A 14,360-nucleotide genomic window follows, 5' to 3' on the forward strand; every position below is an offset into this window, starting at 1 on the left:
ACCTGCCCATAATGCCCTGGGGTGAATAGTTACCCCGTACAGCGCAGGTAGAAAAAAACCGCCATGAATGGCGGTGATAATTCCTGAAAATGGTGCAGGCGGTCCGTAGTCAGACCGCCTGCGATAAGCTTACTGAGAAACCGGGTTGCAGACGGTTTGACCTGCTTCGGTTGTTGCCAGTTCATAGCCTGCCGAGCAGCTGGCCGAGCCATACTTGTCATAGTCGGGTTGTACGTAAACAGGGGTCGGTTCTTCCTGCTGCGCACAAGCGGTCAGGACCAGGGCAAATGCGCCAACGGCTGCAAGTTTCAGTTTCATGTCCGTCAATCCTCTATTACTTTTCTGATATTGCCCAGCTTTTCGGGGCCGCAATCAGAATACGGTCTGAACGGCAATCTGGCAACCAATTCGATCACAACCTTGTGAGTCAGAGCGATTCCATGCCAGTTCGAAGCCCAAACGATGATCCTTGAGGCATTACATCTACCCTTTTGTCTGTACTGCCCTAAATTGTGCGACGTTTTCAGCCAAAGACGGAGAAACCACATGTCAGACACACCCGTTATTGCCCAGAAAACCCCTTTTTCAGTCGAGGTTGTCGAAGGGAAAACCTATTTCTGGTGCGCGTGTGGAAAATCGAACCGGCAGCCCTTTTGCGATGGATCACATAAGGACAGCGGGTTCGAACCGGTGAAATACACGGCCGAGACCAGCAAAAAGGTCTTCTTTTGCGGGTGCAAACACAGTGCAAACGCGCCGCTATGCGATGGAACGCATAAAGACCTTTGATCAACCTTTTAATCTGTTCAGTGTCTCTGAATTTGCACAGAAATCCGGGGCCGTGTCCGCTGGATGCTGCCGCTGAGCCAGCCAGCTGGTGCATTGCGCATCACAACCCGATGCGCGACAGCGCGTGACCAGTTCGGCGTATTCTTCGGGCGACAGCCGCCCTTCGGCCATGGCTTCGCTCAGTGAAATTCCCATGCTTCGCGAGACAGAGCGCGTCAACCAAAAGTGCTTTTCGACCTCACCCAGAATATCCCGAGGCATCACGCGTCCTCCGCTTGCAAAACTTTGATGGCCTTGAAACGCTCACGGTTCGGGCATGTGCATGGGGCATGATCAATCTGTTCGCGCCGTTCCAGCCACTCTGGGCAGGTTCTGGCCCAGGCACAGCCTCGGCATTGCTGCACGATCTCGGCCCAATCCTCATGTTTCAGGTGACCGTCCCGATAGGCTGCGGCCAGGTCGGTTCCTGTGACCTCGCCCATCCGCAGTACCAGGCGCAGGTGGGCCATGATTTCACCGAGACGTGGCATGGCGAACCTGACAGTTAAGGCATCAATTTGTGCAGTAACTCCTGGTTACGGCAATATTCAGGTGTCCGCCCAGCGGTCGCCATTTTCTTAAGCAGATCCTGACAATGATCCGGGTTCGGACAATCGGTACATCGCAGAACTGCGTCAGAAATCTGGTCGACAGATAGCTTGCCGCCAATGGCTGCTTCCTCAAGATCGATGTCCAGCATTCTGGCCATATCGTCCACCAATCCGGCATGAAGCCGCAAGGACTCTCGGGTGGGCATGCTATATCCTTTCCCTTTCGCGCTTTACGAAATCCTAGCGCATCCGGAAGGTCAGACTTTGATACAGGTCAAGATTGGACGCCGATGTGGTCCAGATAGGCCCGGGTTGCATCCTGAACGCGGCGAAAGCGGTCCCCACCCAGCTTTTTGCCTCCGTACCAGCGGGTGACGATGATCACGTGATTGTCCAGCCCTGCACGCTCGATCATCCGCAGGATTACCATACCGGCCCCGCTTTCCCCATCATCGGCCTTCAGCGCGCCGGTCGGCAAGGAGGCGGCCCACGTGTTATGTGTGGCCTTGGCATAAGATTTATCGGACTTCAGTTGGTCCAAAACCGCGTCAACTTCCGCGCGTGATACCACGCGCGCCCCGGAAACCGCATATTTCGACCCGCGATCCGTCAAAATCACGCCAAGGCGCACAAGATCGGTCATTGCGTCAGTCCCAGTTGCGTCGCGGTTTCAAGCACGATGTGAACGCGCTGCGCATTTGGCGGGTGGGTGCCCAGAAACCTGTCGCCGGGATCCGGAATCCGGTCAAAGAACTTCGCCCCAACCAGCGGGTTGTAGCCCGCATTATGTGTAATGATCGTGCCCATCTGGTCAGCCTCAAGCTCAAAATCCTTCACATAAGCCTGAACACCAACCTGCGCCCCAACTTTCTGGGCCTCTTCTATGTCGGCGGCGTCGCCCCCGCGCAGCTTTTCCGCCTTTCCGAACTCAGTTGCGCTTGCGCTGGCATTTTCGCTTTGCCGTGCGATGTGGCCCAAAACGTGATGGGCCGCCTCGTGCCCCATGACAAAAGCCAGTTCATCTGCATTTTGTGTGGAGCGGATCATCGCAAGTGTAAAGATTATGGTGGGTTGCTTCTGGTCGTCCAATGTCTGAAACGCATTGGCCGGCGCACGTGGGTTCAGATCAACGAGAATCCGGAAATCGCATTTCTGAAGCCTTGATTGTTTCAAACACTGGCTGCGAGCCTGGGCCCCAATGTTCTGGCTGACTTCGCGAAAGGTCTGGGCCATGGTTTCGGACTCCGGCCCTTCACCCAGCCAATCCTCGGCGGGTTGCACGCGCAGTGCACCTTCCGCACAGGCCGCAAGCAGCAGGGGAAGCACCAAAACAAAGCGTCTGCGCATGTTACATCCTTCGGCTCGGTCTGACCGTGATTTCAACATAGTACGTGCTGTTCAGAGTGACCACACAATGCTTTGAAACGAACGTCTTGCATTGCGCGTCGACGGCTTGCACTCTGTCCTTATGTTTTCGATTGAGCATGAATTCGACTCGACGGTCATAACGCTTGTGGACGAAGGTGAAAAACCTTTGCAAGAGGATGTTGTGATCAACAATTTCGCCGAATGCGTCACGCTGGAACAGTTTGATCCGCGAACCGACCAGGTGCAAAAGATCACCTTGTCGCCCGAACAGGTCCGCGATCTGGCCGCGGCGCTGGACCTGCCCGAGGGGGTTTACCAGATCCGTGAAACGGGGCCTTAGGGCACATAGACAAACACCTTGTTGCGCGCGGTTTGCCCCTGCTTGAGTGTCAGTGTCGAAGGGGCAACGCCAAGACATTTCGCAAGGATCACCTGAACCGCATGGTTGGCTTTGCCACTGTCAGGCGGTGCCGTGACAAATACCCTGATCTGCCCGTCTTTTACGACCATCCGGTCGCGCGCGGCCTTGGGTGTAACTTTCAGATGAAACGTTGCCCCGGCGTGCGCCTGCGCGCTGAGATCCGGCAGATCTCGTAGTTTGAATTTCGCCATTGTCGCCCCTTCCCTCAATAGTCTTGCATGATGGGCGGTGGAATGAAATTGATCCACGCGATCCGTCGCCGCGCCCTTGAAACCCTCGGCATGCCGACCAAGATACAGAGACGTGATGTAAAGGAAGTTAACATATGTCCATGAAAAACCCCGCTGCTCTGGAGTTTTTGCAGTCGCGCCGGTCCCGACCCGCCAAGACACTGGTTGCCCCGGCTCCGACACGGGACGAATTGCGCCCCCTGCTGACCGCAGCCGCACGCAGCCCCGATCACGGAAAACTGGAACCCTGGCGATTTATCGTTCTGGAACAGGGGGCCATGGCACGGTTGGCAACCCTGACCGAGGCCTGCGGGCAACGGCTGAACAAAAGTCCGGAAGACATTGCAAAAGCGCGCAGCCAGTTCGACATGGGGCATCTGGCCGTAGCCGTGATCGAAGTACAAAAACCGTCCGAGAAAATACCCGCGATCGAACAAACCTATTCTGCGGGCGCGGTCTGTCTGGCCCTGCTGAATGCCGCGCTGGCCGCAGGCTGGGGCGCAAACTGGCTATCGGGTTGGCAAACCCATGACCACGACTTCTGCGTTGACGCCTTTGGGCTTGCCGACAACGAACGTGTCGCCGGGCTGATACATATCGCCACCGAGGGAACAGCACCACCCGAACGCCCGCGGCCCGATGTGGCAGCCTTGACGGAATGGATCACAGAATGATCATCCTGAACGCCTTTTTCAGCGCGCTCGGCCAGATCGGAGACCCCAAATTCCGCGCCGTTCTGCTGCGCGGTGTAGGTTTGACCATCCTGTTGCTGGGTCTCGCCTGTGCGGGTGCGATCAGCTTGATCAACTGGTTGTCGGGCAGTGAAATCTCGCTGCCATTTGTCGGAGCTGTCCCGTGGCTGAACGACGTTCTGAACTATTCAGGTATCGTTCTCGTCCTGATCCTGCCTGTTTTCCTGATGGTGCCGGTGGCGTCAGCCATCACATCGATCTTTCTGGACGAGGTGGCACAGGCGGTCGAGGACAAGCACTTTCCAGACTTGCCACCTGCACGACGCATCCCGGTGTCAGAAGCCCTGTTGGACGGCCTCAGCTTTCTTGGCGTGCTGATTGTCGCGAACCTGCTGGCGCTGATCCTCTATGCGATCTTCACCCCGTTTGCGCCCTTCATCTTCTGGGCCATGAACGGGTTCCTGTTGGGGCGGGAATACTTCACGCTGGCTGCAATGCGCCGGATCGGGCGGGATGGCGCGCGCCAACTGCGGGCCAGGCATTCGACCACGATCTGGGTCGCTGGAACGCTGATGGCCATCCCGCTGTCGATACCGCTGTTGAATCTGGTGATCCCGATCCTTGGCGCGGCGACATTCACCCATATTTTTCATGCTGTGTCAGGCCAAAAGGTCTGACACAGATTAGCGCGGCTCCAGTTGGTTCAACCAGTCGAAGTCCCGCACTGAAATTGCACCAGATATGATGATCCCGGCAATGATAACCCACAAAACCACTGCAATGGCGGTGGTGATCCACATCTTGGCCTTCAGATGATGGACTTCCGGCGCGCCCGCATGGGTGCCCGGAACGATATCGTTCAGGTCACCCTGAGTTTTGATGCGAATGGGCAGAACCACAAGCAACGTCATGAACCAGATGACGGCGAACAGCACCAGTGCAGCGGTAATGGTCACTTCAGGCCCTCCCGGTTTTGCGGATCATACCTGTTCCAGCTCGACAAGGCAGCCGTTGAAGTCTTTAGGATGCAGGAACAGCACCGGTTTGCCATGCGCGCCGATCTTGGGTTCACCCGACCCCAGAACACGGGCACCGGTCGCTTTTAAATGATCACGGGCGGCGATGATGTCTTCGACCTCATAGCATACGTGATGAATACCACCTGCCGGGTTCTTTTCCAGAAACCCGTTGATAGGGCTGTCGTCGCCCAGCGGGTACAAAAGTTCGATCTTGGTGTTGGGCAGTTCGATGAACACAACCGTGACGCCATGATCCGGTTCGTCCTGCGGCGCGCCAACCTTGGCGCCCAGCGCATTGCGGTATTGCTCGGATGCCGCCTCAAGGTCGGGTACGGCGATGGCAACGTGGTTCAGACGTCCAATCATGTCTCACTCCTGATGTCCTGCGTTGCGTGGGTTATGGGGGCTGCTCTGCGAAAGAACAAGTGCGCCAAATCGCGCGTTAACGTCGTGTTAGCCAGAAGTTCCTAGCGTGAAGCATCTGCTGGATAGGAGAGCTGCCATGGACGATTCGGGCCTCATTGCCACCACCGCCGCCACGCCCACCGCAACGCGGCCTTTGCTGGGGCAGACAATTCTGGTTGTTGAAGACAGCCGATATGCCTGCGATGCGATCCGCCTGATGTGCCTGCATAGCGGCGCACGTATCCGACGCGCTGACTGCCTGAAATCGGCACGGCGACACCTGCAGATCTATCGCCCCTCGGTCATTCTGGTCGATATGGGCCTGCCCGACGGGTCCGGAGCTGACCTGATCGCCGAACTGGCCGAAGCTTCACCACGGATCAGCGTGATCATGGGCCTGTCGGGCGATGACGCCACCGAAGGTCTGGCCCACGCTGCCGGGGCGGATGGCTTTCTGTCCAAGCCGATAAAATCATTGTCTTATTTTCAGAAGTCCATTCTGGAGCGCCTGCCCGAGGATCGACGCCCAAGCGGGCTCCACTCGGTTCGCGACGAAGTCATCCAACCCGACCCGATGGCTTATCAGGACGACATGGCCCATATCGCCGATGTCCTTACCGGGCCCAACGATCATCGCACATGGGATTACGCTGCCCAGTTCCTGCAAGGGGTCGCACGAGAAGCCGATGACAGACCGTTGGCAGAAGCCGCCCGAAAGCTGGCGCTTTCACGGGCGAACGGCGCACCGATCACCGCGCAGGCAGCGCAGGTCGCCGGCATGGTGCAGAACCGCCTGGAACAGAGAAAGGCGATTTGACGTGATTGCAGCTTATTTCATCACTGCAACGCTTCTGTGCATCTGGGCCTATCGCCAAACACGGCAGACTGCACGCTCAATTCGTGTCAACCGAGGCGATTTGAACAACCCACTGGACTGACCCGCGAATGCTAATCGGCTTCAAAACGAAACCACCCGCTTGATGCGGGCGGCTCTCGTTCAGTCCTGCGGGATTAGGCGCAAGCCCAGTTCCATCAGTTGATCCGAGGTCGGGTCTGAAGGCGCGTCCATCATCAGATCTTCGGCCCGCTGGTTCATAGGGAACATCATGACCTCGCGGATATTGGCCTCATCCGCCAACAGCATCACGATCCGGTCGATCCCAGCGGCGCAGCCACCGTGCGGCGGCGCACCGTAGTGGAAGGCGTTGAACAGAGCGCCAAAGCGGGATTTCACTTCATCCTCGCCATAGCCTGCCAGTTCAAAGGCCTTCAGCATGATTTCCGGCTTGTGGTTCCGGATCGCACCCGACACCAGCTCATATCCATTGCACGCGAGGTCATACTGATACCCGCGCACATCCAGCGGATTGCCCTGTAGCGCTTCCATGCCGCCCTGCGGCATCGAAAACGGGTTGTGCTCAAAGTCGATCGCGCCGGTTTCTTCGTCTTGCTCGTAGATCGGGAAATCAACAATCCAGGCAAAGGCAAAGCGGTCTTTCTCGGTCAGGCCAAGCTCGTCGCCGATCACATCGCGCGCCTTGCCTGCAACCTTTTCAAAGGCTTTCGGCTTGCCGCCCAGGAAAAACGCCGCATCGCCGACACCCAGACCCAATTGCTGACGGATAGCCTCGGTCCGCTCGGGGCCGATGTTCTTGGCCAGCGGGCCCGCAGCCTCCATCCCTTCGCCCTGATCGCGCCAGAAGATGTAGCCCATACCAGGCAGACCCTCTTTCTGGGCAAATGTGTTCATGCGGTCACAGAACTTGCGGCTGCCACCGGTTGGCGCGGGGATAGCGCGAATTTCGGTGCCTTCCTGTTCGAGCAGCTTTGCAAAAATCGCGAAGCCAGACCCCCGGAAGTGGTCAGAGACCACTTGCATTTTGATAGGGTTCCGAAGGTCGGGCTTGTCCGTGCCGTACCACAGCGCCGAATCCTTGTAGGAAATCTGCGGCCAGTCCTGATCGACCTTGCGGCCACCGCCGAACTCTTCGAACACACCGGTCAAAACGGGCTGGATCGTGTCGAACACGTCCTGCTGCTCGACAAAGGACATCTCGAGATCGAGCTGGTAGAAATCGGTGGGTGAGCGGTCGGCGCGCGGGTCTTCGTCGCGGAAGCAGGGCGCAATCTGGAAATACTTGTCGAAACCCGACACCATAATCAGCTGCTTGAACTGCTGTGGGGCTTGCGGCAACGCGTAGAACTTGCCCGGATGCAGGCGCGACGGCACAAGGAAGTCACGCGCGCCTTCGGGCGAGGACGCGGTGATGATCGGCGTCTGGTACTCGCGGAACCCCTGATCCCACATACGCTTGCGCATGGAGGCCACCACGTCCGAGCGCAGGGTCATGTTGCGCTGCATCGCCTCGCGTCGCAGGTCGAGGTAACGATAACGCAGGCGTGTTTCCTCGGGGTATTCCTGATCGCCGAACACCATCAGCGGCAGTTCCTCGGCGGCCCCCAGAACTTCCAGTTCGCGCACGTAAACCTCGATCTCACCGGTGGGCAGTTTCGGGTTAACCAGTTCGGCGGCACGCGCCTTGACGGTTCCGTCGATGCGGATGCACCATTCGGAACGCACCTTTTCAAGCGCAGCAAAAGCGGCGCTGTCGCCATCGCACAAAACCTGTGTCACACCAAAATGGTCGCGCAGGTCGATGAACAGGACGCCCCCGTGATCTCGGACCCGATGCACCCAACCGGACAGGCGAACGGTTTCACCGACATTAGCGGCGGTCAGTGCGGCGCAGGTGTGGCTGCGATAGGCGTGCATGGATCATATCCCTTCGGGCGCAGAATTCGTCGCGCCGATACACCCTGTCAGGCCCGGAAAGTCAAGGCGGGTCGCCCTGTCAAAACGGCCTTTGCACGTTGCCTGAGTAGAAATAGACACCCAGCCCGACCGCAAAGATGATATTGCCCGCAATCGCGTGCAGCAGCACCGCATAGAAGAACGAGCCGCGCTGCCTGTAGGCCCATGCAAACAGCAGCCCGCCCGCAAATGTCATGAGGACGACAATCCAGCTCCAATACATCAGATGCGCGAACGAGAAGATGGCAGCATTCAGCACATAAGCCGCGCGCCCTTCTGGCAGGATCGCGTGATAGCGACGGAAGAACAGTGGGCGGAACAGAAGTTCCTGTGGCAGTGCAGACAAAACAGGATAACCGATCCAGATAAACGCCAGCATCTCAGGGCGGTGTACTAGCAGAAAAAACGCGGCGTCGGGGCGTGTCACCTGAATCAGCCCAACGCAAAACACGGACATGAAAGCGGTAAACAGCACAACTTCGCGAAGCGACCAGTTGGCCCAATCATAGCGCAACTCGGCCCATTGAAAGCCCGGTGTCCAATGCAGCAGCATGATCCCCAGCCCGGTCAGGGCAAACAGAGCCGGAAACATCCAGTTCGGTGGAAACAAAACCGCGATGATCAGCGGCAGGACAACATAGAACAGGCCGAACTCAACTCTTAACCGCGGCAATGCAACCGGCGGTCCGACCATCGCGCTGTCTTTGGTCACGTGTCTATCAGCTCCACCCGGATCAGCCCGCGCAATGAATTGCCCATGTAGGCAGTTTGTGCATTTTTCAGGTCGCTCAAGGTCAGCACGGCCTCAGACACCGTTCCTTTATCCAGTAATTCTTCGCGCAATATGCCAGGCAACAGACCGCTGGAGAGCGCAGGTGTCAGAATACGACCGTCCTGTTTTTCGACGAAAAGGTTGCTGATGGTGCCCTCACACAGCTCATCAAGCTCATTCAGGAATAACACCTCGTCTATGCCATCCGTCAGCGCGGCGCGAGTATTGTCATAAAGGGCGCGGCGGCTTGTCTTGTGACGCAGCCAAAGATCATTGGAAGCCAGTCGCTGATCAGACAGGGCGATGCGCCAGACCGGAGGGTTGCTGGCCAGAACCCCGGTGGTCAATTCGAATGCGCCCGATGCGTCCAGTGTAAGGCGGCACCGCAAGGGGGTGTCGCCCAACGCGCCATCCAGCGCGGCGGTCGCTGAATCCGGGTTGAAGGGAAGGCCAAAGGCCGCAGCGGTTCGGGCCATGCGCGCAAGGTGACGGTCTTTTCGGACAAAGCCCTGACCTGGCCGAAACGCCAGTGTTTCGATCAGGCGGAAATCAGGCTCAGCTGGCGGGCGAAGCGGGCTTTCCATAGCGCCTCCTCATATTCTGCCGGGGCGGTGCTGTCCCAGACAAGGCCCCCGCCCACGTTCAGGGTGGCCTGATCGTCTTCCAGCATCAGCGTACGGATGGCCACGTTGAACTCGGACCGGCCATCAGGCGCGGCCCAGCCGATGGTGCCACAATAGATGTCGCGTGGCCAGGGTTCCAGCCCGGCCAGAATTTCCATGGCGCGAATTTTGGGGGCGCCCGTGATCGAGCCGCAGGGAAACAACGCCGTCAGTATATCGCTGAGCCCTGCGCATTTGAGCAACTGGGCACGGACAAGTGAAACCATCTGATGCACTGTCGCATAAGTTTCCACCTTGAACAGTTCAGGGACATGAACGGAACCGGGCAATGCGACACGGCTGATATCGTTGCGCAGAAGATCGACGATCATCAGGTTTTCCGCCCGGTTCTTTTCGTCCGTGGTCAGAAACGCCCGGCGCCGCATATCCTCGTCCGGGTCTTCGCTGCGCGGCTGGGTGCCCTTCATCGGTCGAGTCTCGATCTTTCCATCCGCGTCTGTGCGGAAGAACAACTCTGGCGAGCGGCTGAGCAAATCCGGCAACCCGACCTGCTGCACCAGCGCACCATGCCCAACGGGCTGCCCCGCTGCCAGTGCCGCATAAAGGGTTTCACTGCTGCCCGAGACGGTCAGGTCAATCGGAAAGGTCAGGTTCGCCTGATAGATATCACCGGCACCGATGGCATCATGCACCACTTGAAAGGCTTCGCCATAGCGCGCCTCGTCCCAGCGCGGCTGAAACGCGCGCACCTCGCCCGCGGGCGTCGGTAAAGCAACCCGATCCGGCGCGCCGTAGACCCCAAAGCACAGCAAGGGCAGCCGACGCGATTCCGGCAAAAGATTGATCAGCCGGGGTTCAAGCACATATCCCAGTTCATAACTGGCATAGCCAGCCAGCCAGGCCCCGCCCGCGCGCGCCTCATCCAGCGCCGCCAGAGCCTGGGGCACGTCCTCCGCCGTATCCGCGCGGATAATCCGAGTCGGGCGCTGAAACCGGGTTCCGCGACCGGCTGGTCCCTGATCAAAACGAATACGCAACTGCATCCTCTTTTGCCGTGAAGGGCGATATAGAGAATACTCTGGCAGGGGAAAGGGGGGAAAGCGGCAATTTCGCTTCTGTTTCCGATACCCCTTGAACCTTTCTGCGTGGTCCCTATAACGCACGACAATTTGGGCGCTTGGGCGGCGCCAGCGACTCGTGCAAAATCGAAGGGGCCAGGCCATGCCGAAGAGAACCGACATCAAGTCGATCATGATCATCGGGGCGGGTCCCATTGTTATCGGTCAGGCCTGCGAGTTCGACTATTCCGGCGCTCAGGCCTGCAAGGCCCTGCGCGAAGAAGGTTACCGGGTTATTCTGGTCAACTCGAACCCGGCGACAATCATGACTGACCCCGGACTTGCCGATGCCACCTATATCGAGCCGATCACGCCCGAGGTCGTCGCCAAGATCATCGAAAAGGAACGCCCTGACGCCCTGCTGCCAACAATGGGCGGGCAAACCGGTCTGAACACCTCGCTCGCGCTGGAAGAGATGGGGGTGTTGGACAAGTTCGGTGTCGAGATGATCGGTGCCAAACGCGACGCCATCGAGATGGCCGAGGATCGCAAATTGTTCCGCGAGGCGATGGATCGGCTGGGGCTGGAAAACCCCAAAGCCACCATCGTGACCGCCCCCAAGAAGGCCGACGGCTCTGCCGATCTGGAAGCAGGTGTGCAGATCGCTCTGGACGAGTTGGAGGAAATCGGCCTGCCCGCCATCATCCGCCCGGCCTTTACCTTGGGCGGCACAGGCGGCGGCGTGGCCTATAACCGCGAGGATTATATCCATTTCTGCCGCTCGGGCATGGATGCCTCGCCTGTCAACCAGATCCTCGTCGATGAAAGCCTGCTGGGCTGGAAAGAATACGAGATGGAAGTGGTGCGCGACACTGCCGACAACGCCATCATCGTCTGTTCCATCGAAAACGTCGACCCGATGGGCGTGCACACGGGTGACTCGATCACCGTGGCCCCTGCCCTGACGCTGACCGACAAGGAATACCAGATCATGCGCAACGGCTCGATTGCCGTGCTGCGCGAGATCGGGGTGGAAACCGGCGGCTCGAACGTGCAATGGGCGATCAACCCCGATGATGGCCGCATGGTTGTGATCGAAATGAACCCGCGCGTGTCGCGTTCATCGGCGCTGGCCTCCAAGGCGACGGGTTTCCCGATTGCCAAGATCGCCGCGAAACTGGCCGTGGGCTACACGCTGGACGAGTTGGACAATGACATCACCAAGGTCACGCCTGCGTCGTTCGAACCTACCATCGACTATGTCGTCACCAAGATCCCGAAATTCGCGTTTGAAAAATTCCCCGGCTCTGAACCCTACCTGACCACTGCAATGAAGTCAGTGGGTGAGGCGATGTCCATCGGGCGCACCATCCACGAATCCATGCAGAAGGCGCTGGCATCGATGGAATCCGGCCTGACCGGGTTTGATGAGATCGAAATTCCGGGGTTGAGCATCGGCCTGTGGGATGAGGTCGAAAGCAGCGATGACAAGGCGCATGTCATCAAGGCGATCAGCAAGCAGACCCCCGACCGTCTGCGCACTATCGCACAAGCCATGCGTCATGGCCTGGCCGACGATGAAATCTTTGGCGTCACCAAGTTTGACCCTTGGTTCCTGGCCCGCATTCGCGAGATCATCGAAGCAGAACGCACCGTGCGCAAGGACGGTCTGCCAGTGACCGAAGAAGGCATCCGCAAGCTCAAGATGCTGGGCTTTACCGATGCGCGTCTGGGCAATCTGTCAGGCCGCAGCGAAGATAACGTGCGCCGCGCCCGCCACAATCTGGGCGTTACCGCGGTCTTCAAACGCATCGATACCTGCGCTGCTGAGTTCGAAGCGCAAACCCCCTATATGTACTCGACCTACGAAGCCCCGATGATGGGCGATGTCGAATGCGAGGCACGCCCAAGCGACCGCAAGAAGGTCGTTATTCTTGGTGGTGGTCCGAACCGGATCGGTCAGGGGATCGAGTTCGATTATTGCTGCTGCCACGCCTGTTATGCGCTGACCGAGGCCGGGTACGAGACCATCATGGTCAATTGCAACCCCGAGACGGTTTCGACCGACTACGACACCTCGGACCGTCTGTATTTTGAGCCGCTGACCTTTGAACACGTCATGGAAATCCTGACGAAAGAACAGGAAAATGGCACGCTGCACGGCGTGATCGTTCAGTTCGGTGGTCAAACACCGTTGAAGCTGGCCAACGCGCTTGAGGCCGAGGGTATTCCGATTCTGGGTACCACGCCGGACGCAATCGACCTGGCCGAAGACCGCGAACGGTTCCAGGCGCTGGTCAATGAACTGGGCCTGAAACAGCCCAGAAACGGCATTGCCTCGACCGACGAAAAGGCGCTGGAGATTGCGGAAGAGATCGGTTTCCCGCTGGTCATCCGCCCCTCTTACGTTCTGGGCGGTCGCGCGATGGAAATCGTGCGCGATATGGATCAGCTGCGACGCTATATCAACGAGGCCGTTGTGGTCTCCGGCGACAGCCCCGTACTGCTGGACAGCTATCTGGCCGGCGCAGTCGAACTGGACGTAGACGCCCTGTGTGACGGCACCGACGTTCACGTCGCGGGTATCATGCAGCACATCGAAGAAGCGGGCGTTCACTCGGGCGATTCCGCCTGTTCGCTGCCGCCCTATTCGCTGTCGAAAGAGATCATCGGGCAGATCAAGGATCAGGCGTTCAAGCTGGCCAAGGCGCTGAATGTTGTTGGCCTGATGAATGTGCAATTCGCGATCAAGGATGATGAGATCTATCTGATCGAAGTGAACCCGCGCGCCTCGCGCACCGTGCCGTTTGTTGCCAAGGCCACCGACAGTGCGATTGCGTCGATTGCGGCGCGCATCATGGCGGGCGAGAAGTTGGCCGATTTCCCGATGCGCCCGCCCTATCAGGAAGGCAAGGACACCAAGATCGCGGACCAGATGACGCTGGCCGATCCGGATATGCCCTGGTTCTCGGTGAAAGAGGCCGTCATGCCCTTCGCCCGTTTCCCCGGCGTCGACACCATCCTTGGCCCGGAAATGCGCTCGACCGGCGAGGTGATGGGCTGGGACCGTGACTTCCCACGCGCGTTCCTCAAGGCGCAGATGGGCGCGGGCATGGTGCTGCCGTCCTCTGGCCGTGCGTTCATTTCGATCAAGGATGCCGACAAGGGCAAAGCCATGCTGGAAGCGGCACAAGTTCTGGTTGATCAGGGTTTCACGCTTGTGGCCACACGCGGTACCCAAAGCTGGCTGGACAAACAGGGTGTTGCCTGTGACGTGGTGAACAAGGTGTACGAAGGCCGCCCGGATGTTGTGGACATGCTGAAAGACGGTCAGGTGCAGCTGGTGATGAACACCACCGAAGGTGCGCAGGCGGTTGAGGACAGCAAGGCCATCCGCTCGATCGCGCTGTATGACAAGATCCCGTATTTCACCACCGCTGCAGGGGCCAACGCCGCAGCACTGGCGATCAAGGCACAAGCTGAGGGCGACGTTGAGGTGAAATCGCTACAGGGGTAAAGACCCCTGACCCAAACGAAAAAGCCCCAGAGGAAACTCTGGGGCTTTTCTTTATTTCCAATGC

19 protein-coding genes are annotated in these 14,360 nt (G+C 58.5%); 6 read left to right on the plus strand and 13 right to left on the minus strand.

What is annotated here, in order from left to right:
* Positions 1-129 precede the first annotated feature (129 nt).
* Positions 130-318 carry a hypothetical protein gene (locus ACR0LL_RS14380; RefSeq protein WP_209504738.1) on the minus strand — a complete coding sequence of 63 codons (189 nt, stop codon included), beginning with the start codon at positions 316-318 and terminating at the stop codon, positions 130-132.
* Between the two features lie 228 nt (positions 319-546).
* Between ACR0LL_RS14380 and ACR0LL_RS14385 the strand changes: the two genes are divergently transcribed.
* The gene (locus tag ACR0LL_RS14385) at positions 547-789 is read left to right on the plus strand and encodes a CDGSH iron-sulfur domain-containing protein (RefSeq protein ID WP_480587888.1); all 243 of its coding nucleotides are present in this window, start codon (positions 547-549) and stop codon (positions 787-789) included.
* Here ACR0LL_RS14385 and ACR0LL_RS14390 read toward each other — a convergent pair whose 3' ends face one another.
* From ACR0LL_RS14390 to ACR0LL_RS14410, 5 genes are all read right to left on the minus strand, one after another.
* Positions 790-1,050 carry a DUF6455 family protein gene (locus tag ACR0LL_RS14390; protein WP_480539282.1) on the minus strand — a complete coding sequence of 87 codons (261 nt, stop codon included), beginning with the start codon at positions 1,048-1,050 and terminating at the stop codon, positions 790-792.
* The gene (locus ACR0LL_RS14395) at positions 1,050-1,319 is read right to left on the minus strand and encodes a DUF6455 family protein (protein WP_480587890.1); all 270 of its coding nucleotides are present in this window, start codon (positions 1,317-1,319) and stop codon (positions 1,050-1,052) included. Before ACR0LL_RS14395 ends, ACR0LL_RS14390 begins: the two co-directional genes overlap by 1 nt.
* 14 nt (positions 1,320-1,333) lie before the next feature.
* Positions 1,334-1,585 carry a DUF6455 family protein gene (locus tag ACR0LL_RS14400; RefSeq protein WP_267366457.1) on the minus strand — a complete coding sequence of 84 codons (252 nt, stop codon included), beginning with the start codon at positions 1,583-1,585 and terminating at the stop codon, positions 1,334-1,336.
* Between the two features lie 68 nt (positions 1,586-1,653).
* The gene (locus ACR0LL_RS14405; protein ID WP_267366455.1) at positions 1,654-2,022 is read right to left on the minus strand and encodes a YigZ family protein; all 369 of its coding nucleotides are present in this window, start codon (positions 2,020-2,022) and stop codon (positions 1,654-1,656) included.
* Positions 2,019-2,726, minus strand: coding sequence for a M48 family metallopeptidase (locus ACR0LL_RS14410; RefSeq protein WP_480587892.1), 708 nt, complete (start codon positions 2,724-2,726; stop codon positions 2,019-2,021). The genes ACR0LL_RS14405 and ACR0LL_RS14410 overlap by 4 nt, the downstream gene beginning before the upstream one ends.
* Before the next feature lie 121 nt (positions 2,727-2,847).
* On the opposite strand from ACR0LL_RS14410, the gene ACR0LL_RS14415 reads away from it, so the two are divergent.
* A complete protein-coding gene (locus tag ACR0LL_RS14415; RefSeq protein WP_267364243.1) occupies positions 2,848-3,087 on the plus strand; it encodes a hypothetical protein in 240 nt (79 codons plus the stop codon).
* On the opposite strand, the gene ACR0LL_RS14420 is transcribed toward ACR0LL_RS14415, so the two are convergent.
* Positions 3,084-3,359 (minus strand): DUF167 domain-containing protein, encoded by a 276-nt coding sequence (locus ACR0LL_RS14420; protein WP_480587894.1) that lies wholly within the window; start codon positions 3,357-3,359, stop codon positions 3,084-3,086. The genes ACR0LL_RS14415 and ACR0LL_RS14420 overlap by 4 nt on opposite strands.
* A 134-nt stretch (positions 3,360-3,493) precedes the next feature.
* Here ACR0LL_RS14420 and ACR0LL_RS14425 point away from each other — a divergent pair, with 134 nt between their 5' ends.
* Entirely contained in the window at positions 3,494-4,072 is a 579-nt protein-coding gene (locus ACR0LL_RS14425; protein WP_267364247.1) for a nitroreductase family protein, read from the plus strand.
* Positions 4,057-4,767 (plus strand): EI24 domain-containing protein, encoded by a 711-nt coding sequence (locus ACR0LL_RS14430; protein ID WP_480587895.1) that lies wholly within the window; start codon positions 4,057-4,059, stop codon positions 4,765-4,767. Before ACR0LL_RS14425 ends, ACR0LL_RS14430 begins: the two co-directional genes overlap by 16 nt.
* 6 nt (positions 4,768-4,773) lie before the next feature.
* Here the strand turns inward: ACR0LL_RS14430 and ACR0LL_RS14435 are convergent, their stop codons facing one another.
* The gene (locus tag ACR0LL_RS14435; protein WP_209504749.1) at positions 4,774-5,046 is read right to left on the minus strand and encodes a DUF1467 family protein; all 273 of its coding nucleotides are present in this window, start codon (positions 5,044-5,046) and stop codon (positions 4,774-4,776) included.
* A 24-nt stretch (positions 5,047-5,070) separates the two neighbouring features.
* Positions 5,071-5,475, minus strand: a complete 405-nt coding sequence (gene mce, locus ACR0LL_RS14440) for a methylmalonyl-CoA epimerase (protein WP_170346086.1) — start codon at positions 5,473-5,475, stop codon at positions 5,071-5,073.
* A 136-nt stretch (positions 5,476-5,611) separates the two neighbouring features.
* Here mce and ACR0LL_RS14445 point away from each other — a divergent pair, with 136 nt between their 5' ends.
* A complete protein-coding gene (locus tag ACR0LL_RS14445; protein WP_480587897.1) occupies positions 5,612-6,331 on the plus strand; it encodes a response regulator in 720 nt (239 codons plus the stop codon).
* A 180-nt stretch (positions 6,332-6,511) separates the two neighbouring features.
* Here the strand turns inward: ACR0LL_RS14445 and aspS are convergent, their stop codons facing one another.
* From aspS to ACR0LL_RS14465, 4 genes are all read right to left on the minus strand, one after another.
* On the minus strand, positions 6,512-8,287 hold the full coding sequence (aspS, locus tag ACR0LL_RS14450) for an aspartate--tRNA ligase (RefSeq protein WP_480587898.1): 1,776 nt from the start codon (positions 8,285-8,287) through the stop codon (positions 6,512-6,514).
* Between the two features lie 79 nt (positions 8,288-8,366).
* A complete protein-coding gene (locus ACR0LL_RS14455) occupies positions 8,367-9,038 on the minus strand; it encodes a CPBP family intramembrane glutamic endopeptidase (RefSeq protein ID WP_480565369.1) in 672 nt (223 codons plus the stop codon).
* A complete protein-coding gene (locus tag ACR0LL_RS14460) occupies positions 9,035-9,682 on the minus strand; it encodes an aminotransferase class IV family protein (protein ID WP_480505948.1) in 648 nt (215 codons plus the stop codon). The genes ACR0LL_RS14455 and ACR0LL_RS14460 overlap by 4 nt, the downstream gene beginning before the upstream one ends.
* Positions 9,637-10,764: an aminodeoxychorismate synthase component I gene (locus tag ACR0LL_RS14465; protein ID WP_480587900.1), complete on the minus strand. Its 1,128-nt coding sequence runs from the start codon at positions 10,762-10,764 to the stop codon at positions 9,637-9,639. Before ACR0LL_RS14465 ends, ACR0LL_RS14460 begins: the two co-directional genes overlap by 46 nt.
* A gap of 178 nt (positions 10,765-10,942) precedes the next feature.
* Here ACR0LL_RS14465 and carB point away from each other — a divergent pair, with 178 nt between their 5' ends.
* Complete coding sequence (gene carB, locus ACR0LL_RS14470; RefSeq protein WP_480587901.1) at positions 10,943-14,296, plus strand: carbamoyl-phosphate synthase large subunit; 3,354 nt, start codon at positions 10,943-10,945, stop codon at positions 14,294-14,296.
* Positions 14,297-14,360: the final 64 nt, after the last annotated feature.

Source organism: Ruegeria sp. AI2, from assembly GCF_056541275.1.

Bases quoted from the DNA above. Each gene is read 5' to 3' on its own strand.
- mce (WP_170346086.1), bottom strand. From the start codon at position 5,475: ATGATTGGACGTCTGAACCACGTTGCCATCGCCGTACCCGACCTTGAG.
- ACR0LL_RS14395 (WP_480587890.1), bottom strand. From the start codon at position 1,319: ATGCCACGTCTCGGTGAAATCATGGCCCACCTGCGCCTGGTACTGCGG.
- ACR0LL_RS14380 (WP_209504738.1), bottom strand. From the start codon at position 318: ATGAAACTGAAACTTGCAGCCGTTGGCGCATTTGCCCTGGTCCTGACC.
- ACR0LL_RS14465 (WP_480587900.1), bottom strand. From the start codon at position 10,764: ATGCAGTTGCGTATTCGTTTTGATCAGGGACCAGCCGGTCGCGGAACC.
- carB (WP_480587901.1), top strand. From the start codon at position 10,943: ATGCCGAAGAGAACCGACATCAAGTCGATCATGATCATCGGGGCGGGT.
- ACR0LL_RS14425 (WP_267364247.1), top strand. From the start codon at position 3,494: ATGTCCATGAAAAACCCCGCTGCTCTGGAGTTTTTGCAGTCGCGCCGG.
- ACR0LL_RS14385 (WP_480587888.1), top strand. From the start codon at position 547: ATGTCAGACACACCCGTTATTGCCCAGAAAACCCCTTTTTCAGTCGAG.
- ACR0LL_RS14415 (WP_267364243.1), top strand. From the start codon at position 2,848: ATGTTTTCGATTGAGCATGAATTCGACTCGACGGTCATAACGCTTGTG.
- ACR0LL_RS14400 (WP_267366457.1), bottom strand. From the start codon at position 1,585: ATGCCCACCCGAGAGTCCTTGCGGCTTCATGCCGGATTGGTGGACGAT.
- ACR0LL_RS14445 (WP_480587897.1), top strand. From the start codon at position 5,612: ATGGACGATTCGGGCCTCATTGCCACCACCGCCGCCACGCCCACCGCA.
- ACR0LL_RS14410 (WP_480587892.1), bottom strand. From the start codon at position 2,726: ATGCGCAGACGCTTTGTTTTGGTGCTTCCCCTGCTGCTTGCGGCCTGT.
- ACR0LL_RS14390 (WP_480539282.1), bottom strand. From the start codon at position 1,050: ATGCCTCGGGATATTCTGGGTGAGGTCGAAAAGCACTTTTGGTTGACG.
- ACR0LL_RS14430 (WP_480587895.1), top strand. From the start codon at position 4,057: ATGGATCACAGAATGATCATCCTGAACGCCTTTTTCAGCGCGCTCGGC.
- ACR0LL_RS14405 (WP_267366455.1), bottom strand. From the start codon at position 2,022: ATGACCGATCTTGTGCGCCTTGGCGTGATTTTGACGGATCGCGGGTCG.
- ACR0LL_RS14420 (WP_480587894.1), bottom strand. From the start codon at position 3,359: ATGGCGAAATTCAAACTACGAGATCTGCCGGATCTCAGCGCGCAGGCG.
- aspS (WP_480587898.1), bottom strand. From the start codon at position 8,287: ATGCACGCCTATCGCAGCCACACCTGCGCCGCACTGACCGCCGCTAAT.
- ACR0LL_RS14460 (WP_480505948.1), bottom strand. From the start codon at position 9,682: ATGGAAAGCCCGCTTCGCCCGCCAGCTGAGCCTGATTTCCGCCTGATC.